This is a genomic window from Glutamicibacter sp. 2E12 (genome assembly GCF_050030965.1).
Classification (GTDB): domain Bacteria; phylum Actinomycetota; class Actinomycetes; order Actinomycetales; family Micrococcaceae; genus Glutamicibacter.
This window is the reverse complement of the sequence record NZ_CP188297.1, coordinates 488,653-508,817: the sequence shown is the minus strand read 5'-3', so window position 1 is coordinate 508,817 and position 20,165 is coordinate 488,653. Positions and strand designations below refer to the sequence as shown.

Genomic DNA, 20,165 nt, shown 5'->3' with positions numbered 1-20,165 from the left:
ATTTTGGGGTGTGGCGCTCTTTGGGCGCTCACAGTAAAACGAACCATAATGGGTAGGGTGAGCTCCCAGAAAACTTTCATTCCAGCCGGACATCCCCGTCGCGTCAGCCTGATCGGTTCCACCGGTTCCATCGGCACGCAGGGACTGGACGTCATCGAAAACGCATCCGGACAATTCTCCGTGGCAGCGCTGTCCGGTGGGTACAACCTTGAATTACTGGCTCGCCAGGCAATTAAGCACCGCCCTGCGCTCGTTGGCAGCGCGGTGGAATCCAAGGAGGAGCTTGCCGCGGCCATTAAGCGAGCCGCAGAAGATGCATCGGTAACCGGATACACTCCCGAGCTGGTGGCCGGCGCGCATGCGGCAACCGAGGTTGCCGCTTTCGCCGAGGCCGACGTGGTGCTCAATGGCATCACCGGTGCCATTGGCCTAGCCCCGACCATTGCTGCCTTGGAAGCCGGCCACCTACTGGCACTGGCCAATAAGGAATCCCTGATCATCGGAGGCCAGGTAGTCAAGCGGATCGCGGCACCAGGCCAGATCTCGCCCGTTGATTCCGAGCACTCCGCCCTCGCCCAGGCCCTGCGCTCTGGCGCGCCCGAGGAAGTGGCCAAGCTGCTGGTGACTGCCTCTGGCGGTCCCTTCTTCGGCTACAGCCATGAGCAGCTGCGTGATGTCACCCCCGCCCAGGCGCTGGCTCATCCAACCTGGGACATGGGGCGCATGGTCACCACCAACTCGGCCACCATGGTCAACAAGGCTTTGGAAGTCATCGAAGCCCACCTGCTGTTCGACGTGCCACTGGAAAAGATCGAGCCTGTGGTGCATCGCCAGTCAATCATTCACTCGATGGTGGAGTTCATCGACGGTTCGGTGATCGCCCAGGCATCGCCGCCGGATATGCGCCTGCCGATCGCTTTGGGCATTAATTGGCCGCATCGGGTTGCCGGTGCCGCGAAGGCTTGCGATTTCTCCACCGCAGCAAGCTGGACCTTCGAACCACTGGATGAGGAGGTCTTCAGCGCTGTAAAGCTTGCCAAGCAGGCCGCAGCGTCGTCGGGAACGCATATGGCTGTCTATAACGCCGCCAACGAAATTGCAGTGGATGCCTTCCATGATGGAAAGATCCGCTTCACCGACATCGTTGAGACCGTGGAACGGGCCTTGGACGAGTACACCCCGATGAGCGCAGCGCTATCGGTCGAAACAGTGCTGGAAACAGACCGCTGGGCCCGCGCCCATGCAACGAAGATCATCGAGGCCAAAGCATGAGTGCATTGCTGTTCATCGGCGGCGTCCTATTCATGGTGGTAGCCGTCGGGCTGTCCATTGCGCTGCATGAAATCGGGCACCTGGTACCCGCGAAACTGTTCAAGCTGCGCGTTCCGCAGTACATGATCGGTTTCGGCAAAACGCTGGTTTCCTTCAAGCGTGGCGAAACGCAATACGGCATCAAGGCCCTGCCCCTGGGCGGCTACATCTCGATGGTGGGCATGTACCCGCCACGCGACCAGGTCGTCTCGGATGCTTCCGGGAAGAAGCCGAATCTCTTCCAGAAGGTCTTCGGACAGATGGTGGATGACGCACGCTCGCAGGCCAACGAGAACGTGCTGCCCAGCGATGAAGGCCGGCTGTTCTACCAGCTGCCGATCTACAAGCGCGTCATCATCATGCTCGGTGGCCCAATCATGAACCTGGTCATCGGGTTCGTGGTGATCGGCATCGTGCTGACCAGCTTCGGCCAGGCTACGCCAACCACCACAGTCTCCGAGGTGTACCAGTGCATTGCCAGCGCACAGAACGCAGAGCAGGCCGAATGCACCGACAAGGATGTCCCAGCGCCGGCTTACGAGGCAGGCCTCCTGCCAGGGGACACGATCACCGCCGTAAACGGCACCGCTGTTGCGGAAGCTGAATGGAATAAGCTCACCGATGTCATCCGCGATCATCCAGGAGAACCCATCACCCTGGACTATGCCCGCGACGGGCAGATTCGCACCACCGAGCTGACTCCGTACCTGACCGAACGCCCGGCGACCGACGAAAATGGCTACGTGCTGCTCGATGAGCAGGGCGAATACATCATGACCAAGGTCGGTTTCGTCGGGATGGGCTCCTTGCAGCGGGACCTGACCCAGCCGCTGAGCGCGGTTCCCGGCGTGATCGGGGATCAGTTGCTGAGAATTGGCGATGTCATCCTGCACCTGCCCCAGCGCATGGTGGATGTCGCCCAAGCTGCTTTTGGCAGCGAGGAACGCGACCCGAATGGGCCGGTGTCCATCGTGGGCGTTGGGCGCATTGCCGGAGAGATCAGCGCGGAGGATTCCATCTCGGTAGCTGACAAATTCGCAACCTTGCTGTCATTGGTGGGCGGTTTGAACTTGGCCCTGTTCGCCTTCAACCTGATCCCGCTGCTGCCGCTGGATGGCGGCCACGTGGTGGGCGCGCTGTATGAGGGGCTGAAGCGCACAGTTGCCAGGATCTTCAGGATCAAGAAGGTACGGCCTGTGGACACGGTCAAGCTTTTGCCGCTGACTTATGTCGTGGTGGTAGCGATGCTGGTCATGGGCGGGCTCTTAATATATGCGGATATCTTCAAGCCGATACAGCTGTTCTAAGCAGGGAGAAATATGCTGTAGGCATGACTGTTTTTGCTGTTGAATACGCGTACGCCGAGAACTCCACCGAGCTGCGCAATGAACACCGTCCAGCACACCGCCAGTACCTTTGCGGCTTCCTCGGCGAAGGTGCGGTACGCCTTCTTGCTTCGGGGCCGACCCCGGTCAACGACGGCGCGCTGTTGATCTTCGCGGCAGAATCGCAAGCTGCGCTGGACGAAGTGCTTTCCAATGATCCTTTCCAGAAGGTTGGCGGAATCGGCGCGGCCACCGTCACCGAATGGAACCCGGTAATTGGCCTGCTGGAGGATTTCGCGTCCTAGGCGATAGGTACCTTGCACCAGCCTCCGCTGTTCTTTTCCGAGAACAGCGGAGGCTGCCTGCATTAAACAGCTCGGATGGCGCAGACTGGTAGGGGAGAGGAAGTGGAAAACATCATGTATGTGCAGATCACGTCAACGCTGGCGATCCCTGCAGCCGAGCTGAACTGGCATTTCTCCCGTTCCTCGGGCCCCGGCGGGCAGCATGTGAATACCTCGGACTCACGGGTGGAACTCACCTGGGTAATTGGCGCTTCGCGGGCCTTGTCCGACTGGCAGCGTCAGCGCTTGCTGGCGAAGCTCGGACCTCGCTTGGTGGCCGGGGCCATCGTCGTGACTGCTTCCGAAGAGCGATCGCAATGGCGCAACCGCCAGCTCGCCCAAGAGAAGTTGCGGCGCATCGTGGAAAAAGCGCTGGCGCCGGATGCACCGGCACGCAAGGCAACGAAACCTACCCGCGGTTCTCACCGGCGCAGGCTGAGTGCCAAAGCTACTCGCTCAGCCACCAAGCAACTTCGCCGCAAACCAGGGATGGACTGATCCCAGCGATCAGCTACTGTGCTTCATGTCACTTTGCTGCACGGAATGGTTGGGGTGGGGAAACGGTTGAAAGTAGGTGAAGCGTCAGCTTTCTATTATTTTGCCTTTAGGAGAACACCCTATGACCACCAAGGTCCTCACCCTCGTCGGTTCCCTGCGCAACGGTTCGACCAACCAGCAGCTGGCCGAAGCCACTTCGCACAACGCACCTGAAGGCATGGAAGTTTCCGTGTTCAGCGGCTTGGAGAACATTCCTTTCTACAACGAGGACCACGACGTGGAAGGTGGCGTTCCTGCCGCCGCCCAGGCCCTGCGCGACGCAGCCGGTGACGCCGATGCGCTGATGCTGGTCACTCCTGAGTACAACGGCACCATGCCAGCTGTCCTGAAGAACGCCATTGACTGGCTGTCCCGCCCCTTCGGTGCCGGTGCGCTCAAGGACATGCCAACCGTGGTCGTTGGCACCGCTTTCGGACAGTACGGTGGCGTCTGGGCGCAGGACGAAGCGCGCAAGGCACTGAACATCGCCGGCGCCAACGTGCTGGAAAACGTCAAGCTGGCTATCCCTAACTCGGTAGTACGCTTCGCTGAACTGCACCCGAAGGATGACGCTGAAGTTGTCGAGCAGGTCTCTGGCGTGCTGAGCAGCATCAAGGAAATCGCCGAAGCCAACTAGGTTTTCACGATCCCCGGAAGCTCAATAGTGCAAGAAAGGCCACGGTAACCGTGGCCTTTCTCGCATGAGTACCCGCTCACCGCGATACGGTGACATACTTGGACTAGAGAAATACCCACAATCTATTCGGAGGCGTCCATTGACTTCGGTCAGCCTAGGCATGCCGGCAGGCCCACCGCCGGTACTCGCACCACGTCGCAAGACTCGCCAGTTCCAGGTTGGATCCGTAGGTGTCGGCTCCGACTCGCCGATTTCGGTTCAGTCGATGACTACCACCAAGACCCACGACATCAACGCCACCTTGCAGCAGATTGCCGAGCTGACCGCTGCCGGCTGCGACATCGTGCGTGTGGCCTGCCCCACGGATAAGGATGCGGAAGCGCTGAAGATCATTGCGATGAAGTCGCAGATCCCGGTGATCGCCGATATCCACTTCCAGCCAAAGTACGTCTACGCTGCCATCGAAGCAGGCTGTGGCGCGGTGCGCGTGAACCCCGGCAATATCCGCCAGTTCGATGACCAGGTCAAGGAAATCGCGCAGGCCGCCAAGGACCACGGCACCTCCATTCGCATCGGCGTCAATGCTGGCTCGCTGGATCGCCGCTTGCTGCAGAAGTACGGCAAGGCCACCCCTGAAGCGCTGGTTGAATCAGCTGTTTGGGAAGCTTCCCTGTTTGAAGAGCATGGATTCCATGACTTCAAGATCTCGGTAAAGCACAACGACCCTGTGATCATGGTCCGTGCCTACGAGATGCTGGCCGAACGCGGGGACTGGCCACTGCACCTGGGCGTGACCGAAGCCGGTCCAGCATTCCAGGGCACCATCAAGTCCGCCACCGCTTTCGGTGCACTGCTCTCCAAGGGCATTGGCGACACCATTCGCGTATCGCTGTCCGCTCCACCGGTAGAAGAGGTGAAGGTCGGCAACCAGATTCTGGAATCGCTGAACCTGCGCCCCCGCAAGCTGGACATCGTTTCTTGCCCGTCCTGCGGTCGTGCCCAGGTGGATGTTTACACCTTGGCCGAGCAGGTTACCGCTGGGCTCGAAGGCATGAAGGCTCCATTGCGCGTGGCAGTAATGGGCTGCGTTGTCAACGGACCGGGCGAAGCCCGCGACGCTGACCTCGGCGTTGCCTCCGGCAATGGCAAGGGGCAGATCTTCGTTAAGGGCGAAGTCATCAAGACCGTCCCGGAAGATCAAATTGTTGAGACTTTGATTGAAGAAGCCAACCGTTTGGCAGCAGAAATGGGACTGGACAATGACGAGAATCCTTCCTCGGGTTCTCCCATGGTCTCCGTCAGCTAGAACTAGCCGCCGGAGCGTCGAGGGAGAGCCGCGCATCTTGGGCCGTCGTGATACGACAGCCCTCATTGAGCTGCTCGATCGCGACCCCGTCGCAAATATATTCACCCGTTCGCAGGTGAGCATCCACCGGTCAGCAGTCCCAGACGGGTTTGCCCACATCGTTGGCTTGGACGGCAGCGAAGGTCTTGAATCGGCATGCTGGGTGGGCGCCAACATGGCGCCCACCGCCATGCCGGAGTCCGATGCCCAGAAGTACGCCATGCATGCCATCGATTCCCGACAGCGATTCGCCTCGGTATTCGGACCGGCAGAAACAGTTCTGGCCATGCATGACGTCTTGCGGGATGGTCCGCAAGAAATTTTTGATGTCCGGGAAAATCAGCCACTAATGGCCATCACCCAAATCCCGGAGGGAATTCGCCGCAACCGGATTCGGCCGGCTCAGGTTCAGGAATTCGACCTAGTCCTGCCTGCCAGCGCTGCCATGTTCGAAGAAGAGCTTGGATATTCGCCGTTGGAAAACGGTGGAAGCTTCTACCGCAACCGTGTACGCCAGTTAATTCGTGAGGGGCACACGCTCAAGGACTGCGACCAGCGCGGCAACGTGATTTTCAAGGCTGATTTAGGCACCGTCACCGACGAAGTAGTGCAAATCCAAGGTGTTTGGGTGAACCCGATGTATCGCGGCCAAGGCTTGGCTGCCGGCTACATGGCCTCCACGGTGGACTACGCGATGCAGTTCGCTCCTGTAGTGAGCCTGTACGTCAACGACTACAACACCGCTGCAATCAAGACTTATCAGCGCATCGGCTTTGAACAGGTCGGCACCTTCGCAACGATCCTGTTCTGAACAGCAGTGGCACGGGCAACGTGGAAATCAACCGGTTCTGCTCTTGAGCCACCTGCAGCTACTTCGCCAGAAACAATTCCGCCTTACCGCGGATCTGGCTGGCTGCAAAGAATCCCGCAGGTGAAGGCGAAAACGAAGTTGATTGCGGATCCCGGTTCATCGTCAGTTGTGCAACGTTCTCATGACTAATACGGCGCTATAACGGGCCATTCGGTATTCGCGGCAGTCAGTGCTCCAGCTGCGCGGCCAATGAAGCCCGAGCATCGACAAATAAAGTCGCATGAACGACTGTTGCCGGAAGTTGAGCTTATCGCCGCGACCACTTAGCCGCTATGAGTCCCCATTACCTGCTTTTCCTTTGTATCGCTGGCGAAGCTCGAGTGGCGGGAAACCTGTTTAGCATCCTTTGAGGACTTTCGCTTAGCTGCGGCAAACATCCATTTCTCCGGCTAATGGAGAGCAATCCATTCGCTTAATGACCCGGCAAGGGAAACGGGACCCAGGTGCTATGCAACTTGGGCTATTTCTTCTTCCGCTCAACGCGGGAGCAACAATGCCCATCGAATGATCATCAGTCTTCTAGACTCGAAAGTGTAAAAGTGATGGTGATGGGAAAATTTGTGGTTCAAGCCATTGGTACTAAAGCGTATTTGGGTGCTGCTATGTGCGCAGCAGTACTCCTCATTGGTGGGTGCAGTTCGCCAGAAGTCGAAACCGGTGCCTCGACGGTCGCCCCAGTCCAGCTCGACGACGGACAGCTGGAAAATCTGCTTGAGGATTTCGCCAAAGACGAAGAAAACTCCCAAGTCATCAACGACAAACAGCTACGCAAGAGCATTCCGCAAGCACAGGAGTGGATAGAGAACGTCCAAGTGAATCCCAGTAAATGCGGAGTTACCTTTGCTGAGCCGGTCGCAGATCAATTGCAGAGCGCCACGATGGGCGCCATCGAATTCGAGGACAGCTACCTAACTGTTGCAATCTACAAAGACCCTGAAGTTTTGCAAGCGCAATGGGTTGCCAAAACTGAGGCCAATGCTGATTGCTCGCGTTACACAGTCAAATTAGGCAATGAGACTCGCGCTTACCACATTGCAAAGCAGCCTATTGATTCTGCTGCAGGATTGGCCGACGGGTATGTAATTACCAGCAGTGATGGGTCGTCCACCAAACAGCAGCTCATCATTCGCTCCGCTAATTCGAACGTCCTGCTCGGCATTCAGCGTTCCACTTCTGCCGCGAACACCGCGAACGAAGTTGAAGAAGCATCCGGGATCCTTCAAGAACTCATGAACCGACTTACCCAGTAGTTCATTTCAAGACGCCATCGGTCTTCCGGTGGCAATTACGGAAAGCAATAGATGACTAAGCGTTTAGCCCTCTGGGCATTGCCATTGGCCACGACCATGATGCTGGCTGGATGTTCTTCGAATTCCGCGACAGAACCAGCGGAAACGGCTGTTTCGACGGCCCCGGCGGAAAGCAAGAAGACTTCTGCCTCGGGTGATGTGCTCAGTGCGGAGCAGGTAGAGTCCATTGCTTCCAAGCTTTTGGAAGGCGACAACGCAGTCCAGATAGTTGGCAATGAGCAGATGCAGAAGCAACTGGAAGTTGCCAAGAACGCTGAAACTCCCAGCGGAATCAAGCCGGAAAAGTGTGCCGAGATGAATGCCAAGTATTCAGTTACCGACTTGACGGCATCGGTATCCGCAACGGCGACCAGTTCCTCCGAATCCGTCGGCAAAGTCGTGCAGGTCTTCTCGTTGACCGACGAGGCCACCCGCAAGAACGTATCGGAGGCATTGACGCTGGATGATCTGGAGGGATGTGAAAAGGCCACTGTTGAGCTGGGCGGCGAGGAAATCGAAACTCAACGCCAGATCCTGCCGCTGGACGTCGAAGCGGATCAATCGTTGACCATGTCCACCCAGATGGATGCGGGTGGCGGACAGCTACTGACCTCGGTCGTTGTGCAGGCTCTGCAAGATGGCAATTTCGTGCTGGTTACCCTGCAGACCGGTTCGCAGCAACCAGCTGAACTGGCCGCACAGGCAGTGGAGCTGGCAGATCGGGCGTTCGCCGAAATCGAGGCGGCTCAGTAGCCGAACGGGCGGGGTATCCGTTTTATGGACTCTCCAACATCAGTTGGCCTTGCACTGAGGAGTGCAGAGCTCGTGGTTTAACAGCCAACATGCCTTTTCCTCGAAGCAGCGTACCCCCGAGTCATATTGGCCCCCTTGGCAGATGAACGATAAACCAACTGCTGGGACCTTGTTCCTGTGCGGTGCCTGCCGATTTCTCTTTGACTGGTGCTTTTCCTGGCAACGGGTGGCAAGCGACCAACCCTTGACCATTCAAGTGAAATTTGGTCTCTATTCCATTCGCTGCAACACTCTCTCATAGTCCTTTTATTTCCAACACATTGTGAAATACTGTGGATGGCTTATCATCACCAACGTGAGGAAATCACCATGAAGAAGCGTTCACTCTGGGTGCTGCCTGTAGCAGTTGCCCTTGCCTTGACCGGTTGCAGCTCGAATTCAGGGACCGAGGGCGCTGCTGGCTCTTCGGAGGCCCCTCAGGAGCAGGAAAGCGCGGGGGTGCCAGCGCTGACTGCTGAGCAAGCCGCTGCAGTTGCCAAAACCCTGGGTGGAGACGGACCGAATGTGCAGGTTCTGGATAGCGATGCGCTCAGCGGCTCATTGGAAAGCGCCAAGGGCCTGATCGATCAGATGGAGATCGAACCTGCGAAGTGCGCCGAGTTCGTCTCGCAGCAGGGGACCCAGGACCTGGACGGCGTCAACATGGCCGCAGCGATCGTCGTTGGCGAAACAGGCGAGAGCAACAGCTACTCCGTCGCTGGCTACGAGGATACTGCCAAGCTGGATGCAATCAAGGGCATGGTAGATGCCAAGGACCTGCAGGGCTGCGAGGACTTCTCGATGAGTGTTGCGGGCCAGAAAGTTTCTGCCTCGGCCAAGATCCTGGATGCTGAATCCGATGCGGACAAGACCATCGCAACCCACACTGCCATGACCATGAATGGCGAAGAGGTCCCAGGCGGTTCTTACCAGATTCAGGGCGTCGTCGGTGAAAATGTTGTGGCCGTTTCCCGCACCCAAACTGGCGAACAAGCTGATGGCGAGGCTGTGAAAGCACTCGTTGAGGAACTGAACAAGGCAGTTGAAGAGGTTAAGGCCACGGCCAAGTAGGCCTCCTTCAGCCGTTGACGGCTCTTCTGGTTCCAAGGGAATCAGAAGAGCCTTCACTTCTTTGCGCGGCAAGTGCTTCCCAATGATGCGCGAGTCATGGCATTCTCAATGGATGACCCTGGAACACGGTGCGCCACGCAAATCCATCGAGGCTGCCTTGACTGCGGGCGAGGATCCGACGCGCAAAGCCCGAAGCTTGAAGTCCCTGCATCAGCTCTGGGCCGAAGGCGCGTGCATCCCTGAAGTGGTGCGGCCAGTGGTGGCTCGTTCATGGTCCAGGGCCGGCAAGCTTGGAACAGATATCGTTCCCTTGGATACTTCTGAAATACGCGAGCGCAGGCAGGCCAACGAAGAACTCAACGGACTGGTCGAGCTCTTCAAGGAGCGTTTGCTCTCCTTGGCCACCCAGGCGGGAAACCAGCTGGTCATCTCCGACGAGCAAGGATTCGTGCTCTGGGTGCTCGGGCCCTCTGCAGTACGCCGCCGAAGTGACGGCATCGGATTTGTCGCCGGTGCACGCTGGCGCGAAAGCGACGTGGGCACTAATGGGATCGGCGCGGCAATGGCCGAGCGTGCCCCGGTGCAGATTTTCGGCCCGGAGCATGCCCGGGAAGAACAGCACAACTGGGTCTGCACATCGGCGCCGGTCATGAATCCTGCCGCCTCGGCGCTGATTGGCACGATCACGCTGGCAGGCTCGTTCCGTACGGCGCATCCGCACTCCTTGGCTCTGGTCTCATCCGTGGCCCGAGAAGCAGAATTATTCCTGCAAACCGAGCATGCCTTGAAAATGCAGACGCTCCAGCTTTCCACCCAACTGCCCGAAGGCGAGTACGTCCTAGTTGACGTGCAAGGCTCCATAGCCGCCGCCCAAGGCTACAGTGTTGGATCCAAGCTCAATTTGCCGATGTCCATGGAAGAAGGGCGGAACTGGATTTCCGGGCTGGGATCAATTGATGCGCGGCGGACACCGGGAGGCTGGCTGCTGCAAAGGGCAGAAGGCCAGGTGAGCCTCCAGCTGTACGCAGGAGCTTCACTGCAGGCTATTGTCCATTCGCCCGGTGGGGCGACGCGCATCAACTTGAGCGCGAAGCATTGGCAGATCCTTGAGCTGCTGGCTGCGAACCCTCACGGAGTGAGCTCAGGGCAGTTGGCGAGCCTGTGGCCTGCGGATACGCCGAACGTCACCATCCGCGCCGAAATATCCCGCTTGCGTTCCAAGCTGCGTGGCCTGATCGCCTCACGTCCCTACCGGATCGTGGTCCCGGTGAGCAGCCACTAGCAATCCCGGAGCAGCTGCAACCTATTGCAACGCTTTTCTTTTGTGACGCAGATCATATTCTTTCATTAGTCGCGGAGGGCCCGAATGGCCATCCATTGAATCCCGATGAAGAGATGAGACGCAAATGACTGACAATGATTGCTTGTTGCAAGCCCGGAGCTGGTTCCATTCCTTGCAGATAGCGTTGGAAGCGGGTGACGCGCCAGCAGCTGTGCAGCTATTTTCGGAGGAGTGCTACTGGCGGGATCTGGCCTCGATGACATGGAACCTTCACACCAGCGAGGGCCGTGACGGGATCGAGAAGATGCTGCTTGGCGTTGAACGAGGCGCGTGGCCGCGGAACATCGAAGTCACCAGCGCACAAGAGGCTGACGGCGTCATTGAAGCCTGGTACACGTTCGAGAACGACGCATTCAACGGGCTTGGATTACTCCGCTTGCGCGATGGGAAGGCCTGGACCCTGCTGAGCACCGCGCAGGGCCTGCGCAAATTCCCCGAACCTGCTGGTCCGCGCCGCGAACTGGGCGCCGAGCACGGCGTAGCGATGAGCAAGGAAAACTGGCTTGATCGACGCACCGCGCAGCAGCAGTCCCTGGGGATCACCGACCAGCCCTACACGCTGATTGTCGGCGGCGGCCAAGGCGGCATAGGCTTGGCCGCTCGGCTCAAGCGCATGGGTGTTCCTGCCCTGGTCATCGATAGGCATCCGCGTCCCGGTGACCAATGGCGTTCGCGCTACCATTCCTTGGCGCTGCACGATCCGGTCTGGTATGACCATATGCCCTACATTGATTTCCCCGACCACTGGCCGGTGTTCACGCCCAAGGACAAGATGGGGGATTGGCTGGAAAGCTACACCAAGCTCATGGAGCTGGACTATTGGTCACTGACTGAAGCGACCAGCGCCCGGCAGGATCCGGAAGGAGAGGGGTGGATCGTCGAGGTAGAACGCGACGGAGTACCGTTGACCCTGCGTCCCACCCAGCTGGTGCTGGCCACCGGCATGTCCGGTATTCCGAACATTCCCCAGTACCCGGGAGCCGAGATCTTCAAGGGCGAGCAGAACCATTCCTCCAAGCATCCAGGCGGCGAACGGTACGCGGGCAAGAACGTCGTGGTCATCGGCGCCAACAACTCCGCACACGATATCTGCGCGGATCTGGTGCAAAACGGGGCCAAGCCGACTATGGTCCAACGTTCCAGCACGCATATCGTGCGCTCCGAATCGCTGATGAAGCATGTGCTGGGCGGACTGTACTCGGAAGAAGCCCTCGCTGCCGGCATAGACCACAACAAGGCAGACCTGATCTTCGCCTCCATCCCGTACAAAGTCCTCCCGGAATTCCATAAGCCGGTCTTCGAGAAAATCCAGCAGGAAGATGCGCACTTCTACAAGTCGCTGGCGGATGCGGGATTCGAGCTGGACTTCGGCGACGACGGTTCAGGGCTGTTCCTCAAGTACCTGCGCCGTGGCTCGGGGTACTACATCAACATCGGTGCCAGCGAGCTGGTGGCCGACGGATCGATTGCTTTGGCCCATGGCGAGGTATCGCACTTGACCGAAGAATCGGTGGTGCTGGCCGATGGCACTCGGCTGCCGGCGGATGCGGTGGTCTACGCCACCGGTTACGGCTCGATGAACGGATGGGCGGCGAAGCTCATCTCCCAGGAAGTCGCGGATGAAGTCGGAAAATGCTGGGGCCTGGGGTCGGGGACCGCCAAGGATCCGGGTCCATGGCAGGGGGAACTGCGCAATATGTGGAAGCCCACCAAGGTCAAGAACCTCTGGTTCCACGGAGGCAACCTGCACCAGTCCAGGCATTATTCGAAGTATCTGGGCTTGCAGCTCAAGGCACGGTACGAGGGCATCGGAACTCCGGTGTATGCGCTCGCCGAAACCTATCATCAATCCTGATATAACCGTTTCCCTGCCCGTGAATCGGTTTCCCGGACCCGGAGCAAGCGCTGTATGGCGCTTCCTCCGGGTCACCCGCGCGTCTGCCACGTGGCGGTTTTCGGGCCTTATCCGGACGTTTCGTTGAACTGCAACGGCCTGGAAATCGCACAACGAATTGAACGGAAAGCCGGATGAACCATGATTCCCACGCTCCTGGCACCTGCGCAGTTTATGAATCGGCGCAGACCGCGGATGCCGCAACAACGCCGGTGCACCGGCCTGCGCGCCGCAGCCGACCCAGCAGCACCATGCTTCCGCGTAAGCCCCGCCATGGGTGCTGGCAAGTACAAATCGGCGGGGAACTGGCACCCGACTGGGATGTCCTTTGCTGGCAGCGACTCAACGAAACAGAACCCTGCAGCGCCCACCATCTATCCAGAGGCCCGCATCCGGACCCGGGCACGCAACACGATTCCGCGCAAGCCCTTGAATTTATTGGGAAGTGGCCGAAAGCTGTAGCATTGATTAAGGCCAATTTTGCGGCCAAAACCCATTTGATTTTGCATAGCTAGTCGGCATCCGAAAATATTTCTGAAGTCGACGGACGGAAAAGGACACCCCGAGTGGTTTTGAAGCTTTCCACTACCTTCTTGCGCACCTTGCGTGAAGATCCGGTTGACGCCGAAGTCGCCAGCCACAAGTTGTTGGTACGCGCCGGTTACATCCGTCGTGCGGCCCCGGGCATCTACACCTGGTTGCCGTTGGGTTTGAAGGTCCTTGCGCGCGTTGAAGCTATTGTTCGCGAGGAAATGAACGCTATCGGCGGCCAGGAAGTCCACTTCCCAGCGCTGCTGCCACGTGAACCTTACGAACAGACCGGCCGTTGGACCGAATACGGCGAAGGCCTGTTCCGTCTCAAGGACCGCAAAGATGCAGACTACCTCTTGGCGCCGACCCATGAGGAAATGTTCACGCTGCTGGTGAAGGATCTGTACAACTCGTACAAGGATCTTCCGGTCTACCTGTACCAGATCCAGAACAAGTACCGCGACGAAGCACGTCCACGCGCGGGCCTGCTGCGTGGCCGCGAATTCATCATGAAGGATTCGTACTCCTTCAACATCGATGATGAGGGCCTGGACGAAGCCTACATGGCTCACCGCGGCGCCTACCTGAAGATCTTCGAGCGCCTGGGACTGGAAGTTATTCCGGTCTTCGCGCAGGCTGGTGCCATGGGCGGCTCCAAGTCCGAGGAATTCCTGCATCCAACAGCTATTGGCGAGGATACCTTCGTCCGTTCGGCCGGCGGTTACGCAGCCAACGTGGAAGCTGTCACCACAGTAGTGCCAGCGTCCATCGATTACGCCAACGCAACTGCGTTCGAAGTTGTCGATACCCCGGATACCCCGACCATCGAGACGCTGGTTGCCGCGGCCAACGAGCTGCGCCCACGCGAGTCCGGTGCTTGGGAAGCCAAGGACACCCTGAAAAACGTTGTCCTGGCGGTGACCGATCCAGAAGGCAACCGCCAGTTGGTAGTCATCGGTGTTCCAGGCGACCGCCAGGTGGACCTGAAGCGTGTCGAAGCTACCGTGGGTGCCCCGCTGGGCATCATCGGCGAGGTCCAGGTTGAAGCCGCTAGCGGTGAAGACTTGGCCAAGCACCCGGAATTGATTGCCGGCTACATCGGCCCAGGCAACGGCCTGGATCAGGCTGTTCTGGGTACCGAAGGCACCAGCGGCATCACCTACCTGGTTGATCCTCGCGTAGTATCCGGTACCTCGTGGATCACCGGCGCCAACGAAAAGGGCAAGCACGTTTTCGGCTTGGTGGCCGAGCGCGACTTCGGCTTTGACGGCACTATCGAGTCGGTCAACGTGCTAGAGGGCGACCCGGCACCGGACGGCTCGGGCCCATTGCGCACCGAACGCGGTATCGAAATGGGTCATATCTTCCAGCTTGGCCGCAAGTACGCTGAGGCTCTGGATCTGCGGGTCCTGGACCAGAACGGCAAGCTGAAGGTTGTCACCATGGGCTCCTACGGCATTGGCGTCACCCGTGCGGTAGCAGCACTGGCCGAGGCTTACCATGACGAAAACGGTCTGGCATGGCCAAAGCAGGTTGCTCCAGCCGACGTCCACATGGTCGTTACCGGCAAGGGCCCAGAGCTGCTTGAGGCTGCTGAGAAGTTGGCCTCAGAACTAGAATCGGCCGGTTTGGAAGTTATCTTGGATGACCGTCCAAAGGTGTCCGCGGGCGTGAAGTTCTCGGATGCAGAACTGATCGGCATTCCAACCATCGTTGTTGTGGGCCGTGGACTTGCTGAGGGCGTAGTTGAGGTCAAGGATCGTGCCACCGGCGAACGCCGCGATGTCAAGGTCGAGGACGTTGTCGCTGAGCTGAGCGCCTAAAAGGCTGTAGCCAATAACTGAATAGGGGAGTAGCGCGGTGCAAGAGTTCTTGGAATTGCTGTCCGTCAACGGTGAACCCGTCTCCTGCTGGCCCCTGGTGTTGCTGCTTCTTGCAGCTTTGGGCGCTGGATGGATTGACGCGGTAGTTGGCGGTGGCGGCCTGATTCAATTGCCCGCGCTGCTTCTTTTCCCCGGCATCACGCCGGTGCAGGCGCTGGCCACGAATAAGCTGGGCTCAATCTTCGGAACGGCTACCAGCGCGGTGACGTACTACCGGCGCACCAGCCCGGATTTGAAGACCGCTATTCCGATGGCATTGACTGCCATGCTCGGTGCCTTCGGCGGAGCTGCGCTGGCCACAATTCTTCCCTCTGGAGCCATTCAGCCCATCATTATCGCAGCGCTCATTGCGGTGCTGCTGTTCACGATCCTGAAGCCCAAAGCCGGGGAGCTGTCGCGCCTGCGCTACGCCGGGCATGGGCATTATCTTCGAGCCATCCTGATTGGGCTGCTGATTGGCGGCTACGACGGGATGATCGGTCCCGGGACTGGATCGTTCTTGATCATCGCCATGGTGACAGTGCTGGGCTACAACTTCTTGCAGTCCTCCGCCAAGGCGAAGATCGTTAACCTTTGCACCAACGCAGGTGCTCTGCTGCTCTTCATCCCCACGGGGCACGTTCTAGTCGCATTAGGCCTGGCCATGGGCGTGATGAATATGCTTGGCGGTTATCTCGGGGCGCGCATGGCGATCTCAAAGGGCAGCGCCTTTATTCGCATTGTTTTCGTGATCGTCGTTTCGGCACTGATTATCAAGCTCGGCTCGGACCTGATCCTCGCCGGCAAGTGATAGCTTTAGCGGCCGCTAGCCGCTGATGTGTCGATTGGCGGGTATCCGGCGTAGTGCTGGACATGCTGGGGTTCAATGGCATGGACCATGGAACTGGTCGCCATTTGCGCGATCCTGAAAGTCAAGAAGCTGGAACCCATTGCAGTTTTGTAGAGTTGGGAAACCGTAGTGTGGCTTGCCAGCGGATCTACAACCTTCAACGCTGTGCAACCGATGGATACATACAGGAACCACAAATCGTTGTTCTCCGGATCGAGAGTAGCGATCAGAGCTGGCGGCTGGTGCGCGGCCACGAGCGACATGACGTCGTTGACTGTTTCCTCAGGTTGCGCAATGACAATAGGCATGCCTTGGACCCAACCATGTGAACTGAGTTGCGCCCGACCTTGCCTTGAACCTATCACTTCGCTGACCAGTTCTGCTGTCTTCGAACGCATGAATCGACCTGACATTACCCAACCTCCAATTGACGACCTAGCCACAAGTTGTTAGTTCCCCAATAAGTGGAAGAAAGCGGAGAATCCCGCTCCGTGTTATGGGAGCCAAATTCCGTATCTCAAGCACTTGATATTCACGATAGCCCCTTTCGGCGCGAATATCGAGAGCCAGTGAATAGGAACGAGATTCATATATCTTTGAAATCACTCCATGGCGGAGGAAATGGTGGTCGTTGATAAATTGGTTTCGGGTAATACCGCGTAAAACCCGCATGCCATATGCGGGTTATATCTTATAGTGCGGATGGAAATTACGGATCATCCGTGAATTTTAGTGCGCCTCGCGCTGTTTTGGCTCTACCCGAACCGTGCTCTATTTCGACTCAGGGCAATTAGCAGTCGTGATTATTTCGTGATAATTCAACGAAACGTGAAATACGGCTAAATTCTAGCTGAATCCAAAACTATTTCCCGACTTCGCCAGTCTCAAGGATGCGGTATTCCTCATTCGATCCCTGCTGGCCATTGAGAGTCTGGAAAGCAACGGCGGAAATTTTTGCGCCGGCTGCACCATCGCTAACGCCCGCTGCTACGACCAATGCATCAGCAAAATCCCCTTCGGCTTCCGCGGATAGGGCAGCCAGGTCTTCGAGGCCGCCTTCGGGTAGCGCATAGGCGGGTTCACGCAGGTCTGTGCACTGTTCGTCAACGGTCGCACGCAGGCCGCGAAGCTGGCGTCCCAGCTCGCTGCGTCGAGCTTCGACGGCTTCCTTGGCGCTGTCGGCACCACGTGCAGCCGTGAGCTGCAGAACGAAATCTAGTGCATAGCCGCGGTCCAGGGCCCGGGCGACGGCCGTTGGTTCGATGTTCTGCGCTTCGGTGATTTCCTTCGCGGGGTCCAGCAGCTCCTCCTTAGGCAGGCAGGCTACTGGCTGGTCTTTCTGCTCTTCTTCACCCGAGACTGCACTCAGTGGCAAGGCCAAGTCCAAATCACGCTCTTCTCCCAAAGATGCAACAGCGCTGCGGGCGTCCAGATTGATCTGGAAAGCAATCTGGGCCAGCTTCGAATCCCTGGACAGCGACGGTTCTGCGAAGGCAGGCATCGCTGACGATGCGTCGGCGACATTCGTGGCAAGCGCAACCAGCGCGTCGGGGGAGAAGCTTTGCGGCAATGCCGCAGGCTCTTGGTCGTCGAAGCGCAATTCACCGAGCACCGCTGACCCCTGCGACAAGGAAGTCGCCAATGCGGATAGCCTCGAAGCGTTATCCTCGGGTGCCAGCTGGGCCAAGGCTTGGGCCTGAGATGCCAGGTCTGCCAGCTTTGCTCCGTATTCCCACGTCATGCGGGCATCGGCGCTGGCCTCATTGACCTGTTCGGGCAGGCCCCGCTCCACCAGGGCGCCTCGGAAGATGGTGCTGCCAATGCCCCACGTCACGGCAACGGCAACTGCACCAGCCAGTACCGGAGCAATCCAGCCTGGAGCGCGGCGTACTTGCCTGTCGGTGCGACGGGCGGAATGGGGCGATTTTTCAGTCATAGCGTTTCGATCATGCCATGATCAATGCAGGTAAAGAGGGCAATAGCGGTGTCGAGCGCCACGATGGATAGAAAATGGGCGTGAGTTCCTTCACCTGTGCCCGTTTAGATGTTCTCAATGAGCGGAACGCAATATAGGCTTAACGGACAACATCGAATAGCGTGGGAGGATATCCATGACCGGAATGCCGGCCGATACCGAACAGGAAGCGCAGCGTCTGACTGCATTGCTCTCCAAGGAAGTAGAATCCCACGGGCTTCTCCTGGAGGAAGTCGCCTTGCGTCCCTCCGGCAAGCAGATGATCGTGCAGATCATCGTCGACAAGGCCGACGGTCACGAAACGCTGACTCTCGATGAACTTGGTGAAGTTACCACCACCATCTCCAACGCTCTGGACAAGGACGCCGTCTACGCATCGTCGGCTCCTTACGAACTCGAAGTCAGTTCCCCAGGACTCTCCCGCCCATTGACTGCCCAGCGCCACTGGATCCGCGCCCTCAACCGCATGGTCAAGATTTCGCTGGCCGACGGCACGAAGCTTCGCGGGCGCCTGCTTGAGGTCAACGACGGCGACGTGTTGATTGCTGAGCACCGCGAGCCGGCCAAGAAGGGCATGAAGGTCAAGGTGCTCGATCCTGCGGCCTATGCCTTTGAAAATATCCGTAAAGCTGTTGTCGATCCAGAGCTGAACTTCGATGACGCACTATTTGACACTGCCGATACTGAAGATTTGGAGGGCTAAGCGTGGATATCGATCTGAATGCGCTGCGCATCCTGGAAAAAGACCGCGACATCCCAATGGATGTTTTGATTCCGACCATCGAGTCGGCACTGCTGCTGGCTTACAACAAGACCGAAGGCGCCATGCCTGGCGCCCGCGCGCACATTGAGCGCAGCAACGGCCATGTGGCGATCCTGGTAGAGGACCGCGACAACGCCGGCGTGCTGCTGGGCGAATTCGACGACACCCCGCACGGTTTCGGCCGCATCGCCGCCTCCACCGCCCGCCAGGTAATCATGCAGCGCCTGCGTGAAGCTGAAGATGCGCAGGTTGTCGGCGAGTTCGCAGCCCGCGTTGGCACCCTGATCTCCGGCGTCATCCAGCAGGGCTACTCCTCGCATATGGTGCAGGTCAAGATCGGTGATCTGGAAGCGCTGCTGCCACCAGTTGAGCAGTCCCCAGGCGAGAAGTACCAGCACGGAAACCGCCTGCGCGCCTACGTTGTTTCCGCTGAGCGCGGCAACAAGGGCCCAGCCGTTACCCTGTCCCGTTCCCACCCGAACCTGGTTCGCCTGCTGTTCGAAATGGAAGTTCCAGAAATCGCTGACGGCACCGTCACGGTCGAGGCACTGGCTCGTGAAGCTGGCCACCGTACCAAGATTGCTGTGCGCGCAACCAAGGCCGGTGTCAACGCCAAGGGCGCTTGCATCGGTGAAATGGGAACCCGCGTGCGCGCCGTGATGAACGAACTGAACGACGAGAAGATCGACATCGTTGACTACAACGAGGATCCAGCGAAGTTCATCGCCGCGGCCCTGTCTCCATCGAAGGTCGTCTCGGTAGAGATCCTGGACGAAGCCGAACGCCGTGCTCGCGTGGTTGTTCCCGACTCCCAGCTCTCGCTGGCAATCGGCAAGGAAGGCCAGAACGCTCGCCTTGCTGCCAAGTTGACCGGCTGGCGCATTGACATCCTGGCTGCCTCGGGCGGCAAGGAACCGCAGCTCTAAGCAGCTGCGGGAAATAATTCCAGTTCAGCGTGTTGGAAGCCTAGCTGCGTGTGAGCCACAACTCATGCGTGCTATGGCGTCCAAACGCGCTAGACTAGTAGATGGCTCGTAATAACTAGGGAAGGTGGCGACGGCGCTCGCATGAAGCTGCATCAGCAACGCACGTGCATTGGCTGTCGAACCGTAACCAGTAAAAATGAGCTGCTCCGTTGGGTCCTGAAAGACGGTACACCGCTGCATGCGGTGAGTTTGGATCAACAGGGTTCCGCTTCCGGGCGGGGCACTTGGACCCACGGGACCGAAAAGTGTGTGCAGCAAGCGGTGCAGCGCCGGGCGTTCGCGCGGGCCTTCAGGTCTGCGGTAGACGATTCGCAGGTGCTGCAGGAATTCACTGCATACGAAGATCAGCTGGCAAGCAACCAGCTATCTGGCAAACATGATGAAAGCGGGTCAGAAATCTGATGGCAACCCGATGAGTCGGCAATGCTGAGCGCACAACG

At 58.5% G+C, this 20,165-nt stretch carries 19 protein-coding genes; 17 read left to right on the top strand and 2 right to left on the bottom strand.

Annotated features, from left to right (window positions below; genetic code table 11):
* Positions 1-48: 48 nt before the first annotated feature.
* The 14 genes from dxr to ACP3TE_RS02270 all read left to right on the top strand — a co-directional run bounded on the left by dxr (position 49) and on the right by ACP3TE_RS02270 (position 15,962).
* Positions 49-1,272 carry a 1-deoxy-D-xylulose-5-phosphate reductoisomerase gene (gene dxr, locus ACP3TE_RS02335; RefSeq protein WP_105661821.1) on the top strand — a complete coding sequence of 408 codons (1,224 nt, stop codon included), beginning with the start codon at positions 49-51 and terminating at the stop codon, positions 1,270-1,272.
* Positions 1,269-2,618 carry a M50 family metallopeptidase gene (locus ACP3TE_RS02330; RefSeq protein WP_105661822.1) on the top strand — a complete coding sequence of 450 codons (1,350 nt, stop codon included), beginning with the start codon at positions 1,269-1,271 and terminating at the stop codon, positions 2,616-2,618. The genes dxr and ACP3TE_RS02330 overlap by 4 nt, the downstream gene beginning before the upstream one ends.
* Before the next feature lie 23 nt (positions 2,619-2,641).
* Positions 2,642-2,941, top strand: coding sequence for a YciI family protein (locus ACP3TE_RS02325; RefSeq protein WP_105657265.1), 300 nt, complete (start codon positions 2,642-2,644; stop codon positions 2,939-2,941).
* Positions 2,942-3,055: 114 nt separating this feature from the next.
* Complete coding sequence (gene arfB, locus ACP3TE_RS02320) at positions 3,056-3,478, top strand: alternative ribosome rescue aminoacyl-tRNA hydrolase ArfB (RefSeq protein WP_426736180.1); 423 nt, start codon at positions 3,056-3,058, stop codon at positions 3,476-3,478.
* Between the two features lie 121 nt (positions 3,479-3,599).
* Positions 3,600-4,154, top strand: a complete 555-nt coding sequence (locus ACP3TE_RS02315; RefSeq protein ID WP_105657266.1) for an NAD(P)H-dependent oxidoreductase — start codon at positions 3,600-3,602, stop codon at positions 4,152-4,154.
* 139 nt (positions 4,155-4,293) lie between these two features.
* Positions 4,294-5,460, top strand: a complete 1,167-nt coding sequence (ispG, locus tag ACP3TE_RS02310) for a flavodoxin-dependent (E)-4-hydroxy-3-methylbut-2-enyl-diphosphate synthase (RefSeq protein ID WP_105657267.1) — start codon at positions 4,294-4,296, stop codon at positions 5,458-5,460.
* Positions 5,414-6,310, top strand: a complete 897-nt coding sequence (locus ACP3TE_RS02305) for a GNAT family N-acetyltransferase (protein WP_426735108.1) — start codon at positions 5,414-5,416, stop codon at positions 6,308-6,310. The genes ispG and ACP3TE_RS02305 overlap by 47 nt, the downstream gene beginning before the upstream one ends.
* A 515-nt stretch (positions 6,311-6,825) precedes the next feature.
* The gene (locus tag ACP3TE_RS02300; RefSeq protein ID WP_332594835.1) at positions 6,826-7,620 is read left to right on the top strand and encodes a hypothetical protein; all 795 of its coding nucleotides are present in this window, start codon (positions 6,826-6,828) and stop codon (positions 7,618-7,620) included.
* A gap of 51 nt (positions 7,621-7,671) precedes the next feature.
* Entirely contained in the window at positions 7,672-8,412 is a 741-nt protein-coding gene (locus ACP3TE_RS02295) for a hypothetical protein (protein WP_332486588.1), read from the top strand.
* A 369-nt stretch (positions 8,413-8,781) separates the two neighbouring features.
* The gene (locus ACP3TE_RS02290) at positions 8,782-9,522 is read left to right on the top strand and encodes a hypothetical protein (RefSeq protein ID WP_426735105.1); all 741 of its coding nucleotides are present in this window, start codon (positions 8,782-8,784) and stop codon (positions 9,520-9,522) included.
* Positions 9,523-9,634: 112 nt separating this feature from the next.
* Positions 9,635-10,804 (top strand): helix-turn-helix domain-containing protein, encoded by a 1,170-nt coding sequence (locus ACP3TE_RS02285; protein ID WP_332727080.1) that lies wholly within the window; start codon positions 9,635-9,637, stop codon positions 10,802-10,804.
* 124 nt (positions 10,805-10,928) lie between these two features.
* The gene (locus tag ACP3TE_RS02280) at positions 10,929-12,719 is read left to right on the top strand and encodes an NAD(P)/FAD-dependent oxidoreductase (protein WP_105657274.1); all 1,791 of its coding nucleotides are present in this window, start codon (positions 10,929-10,931) and stop codon (positions 12,717-12,719) included.
* Positions 12,720-13,324: 605 nt separating this feature from the next.
* Complete coding sequence (locus ACP3TE_RS02275) at positions 13,325-15,112, top strand: proline--tRNA ligase (protein ID WP_426735103.1); 1,788 nt, start codon at positions 13,325-13,327, stop codon at positions 15,110-15,112.
* Between the two features lie 37 nt (positions 15,113-15,149).
* The gene (locus ACP3TE_RS02270; protein ID WP_426735101.1) at positions 15,150-15,962 is read left to right on the top strand and encodes a TSUP family transporter; all 813 of its coding nucleotides are present in this window, start codon (positions 15,150-15,152) and stop codon (positions 15,960-15,962) included.
* A 5-nt stretch (positions 15,963-15,967) separates the two neighbouring features.
* On the opposite strand, the gene ACP3TE_RS02265 is transcribed toward ACP3TE_RS02270, so the two are convergent.
* Both ACP3TE_RS02265 and ACP3TE_RS02260 read right to left on the bottom strand, forming a co-directional pair.
* The gene (locus ACP3TE_RS02265; protein ID WP_400290375.1) at positions 15,968-16,309 is read right to left on the bottom strand and encodes a hypothetical protein; all 342 of its coding nucleotides are present in this window, start codon (positions 16,307-16,309) and stop codon (positions 15,968-15,970) included.
* Positions 16,310-16,863: 554 nt separating this feature from the next.
* Positions 16,864-17,937: a hypothetical protein gene (locus ACP3TE_RS02260; RefSeq protein ID WP_426735099.1), complete on the bottom strand. Its 1,074-nt coding sequence runs from the start codon at positions 17,935-17,937 to the stop codon at positions 16,864-16,866.
* A 175-nt stretch (positions 17,938-18,112) separates the two neighbouring features.
* Between ACP3TE_RS02260 and rimP the strand changes: the two genes are divergently transcribed.
* The 3 genes from rimP to ACP3TE_RS02245 all read left to right on the top strand — a co-directional run bounded on the left by rimP (position 18,113) and on the right by ACP3TE_RS02245 (position 20,127).
* Entirely contained in the window at positions 18,113-18,679 is a 567-nt protein-coding gene (gene rimP, locus ACP3TE_RS02255; protein WP_105657278.1) for a ribosome maturation factor RimP, read from the top strand.
* 2 nt (positions 18,680-18,681) lie between these two features.
* Positions 18,682-19,665 carry a transcription termination factor NusA gene (gene nusA / locus ACP3TE_RS02250; RefSeq protein ID WP_105661830.1) on the top strand — a complete coding sequence of 328 codons (984 nt, stop codon included), beginning with the start codon at positions 18,682-18,684 and terminating at the stop codon, positions 19,663-19,665.
* A gap of 141 nt (positions 19,666-19,806) precedes the next feature.
* On the top strand, positions 19,807-20,127 hold the full coding sequence (locus ACP3TE_RS02245) for a YlxR family protein (protein ID WP_105657280.1): 321 nt from the start codon (positions 19,807-19,809) through the stop codon (positions 20,125-20,127).
* The last annotated feature ends 38 nt before the right edge of the window (positions 20,128-20,165 follow it).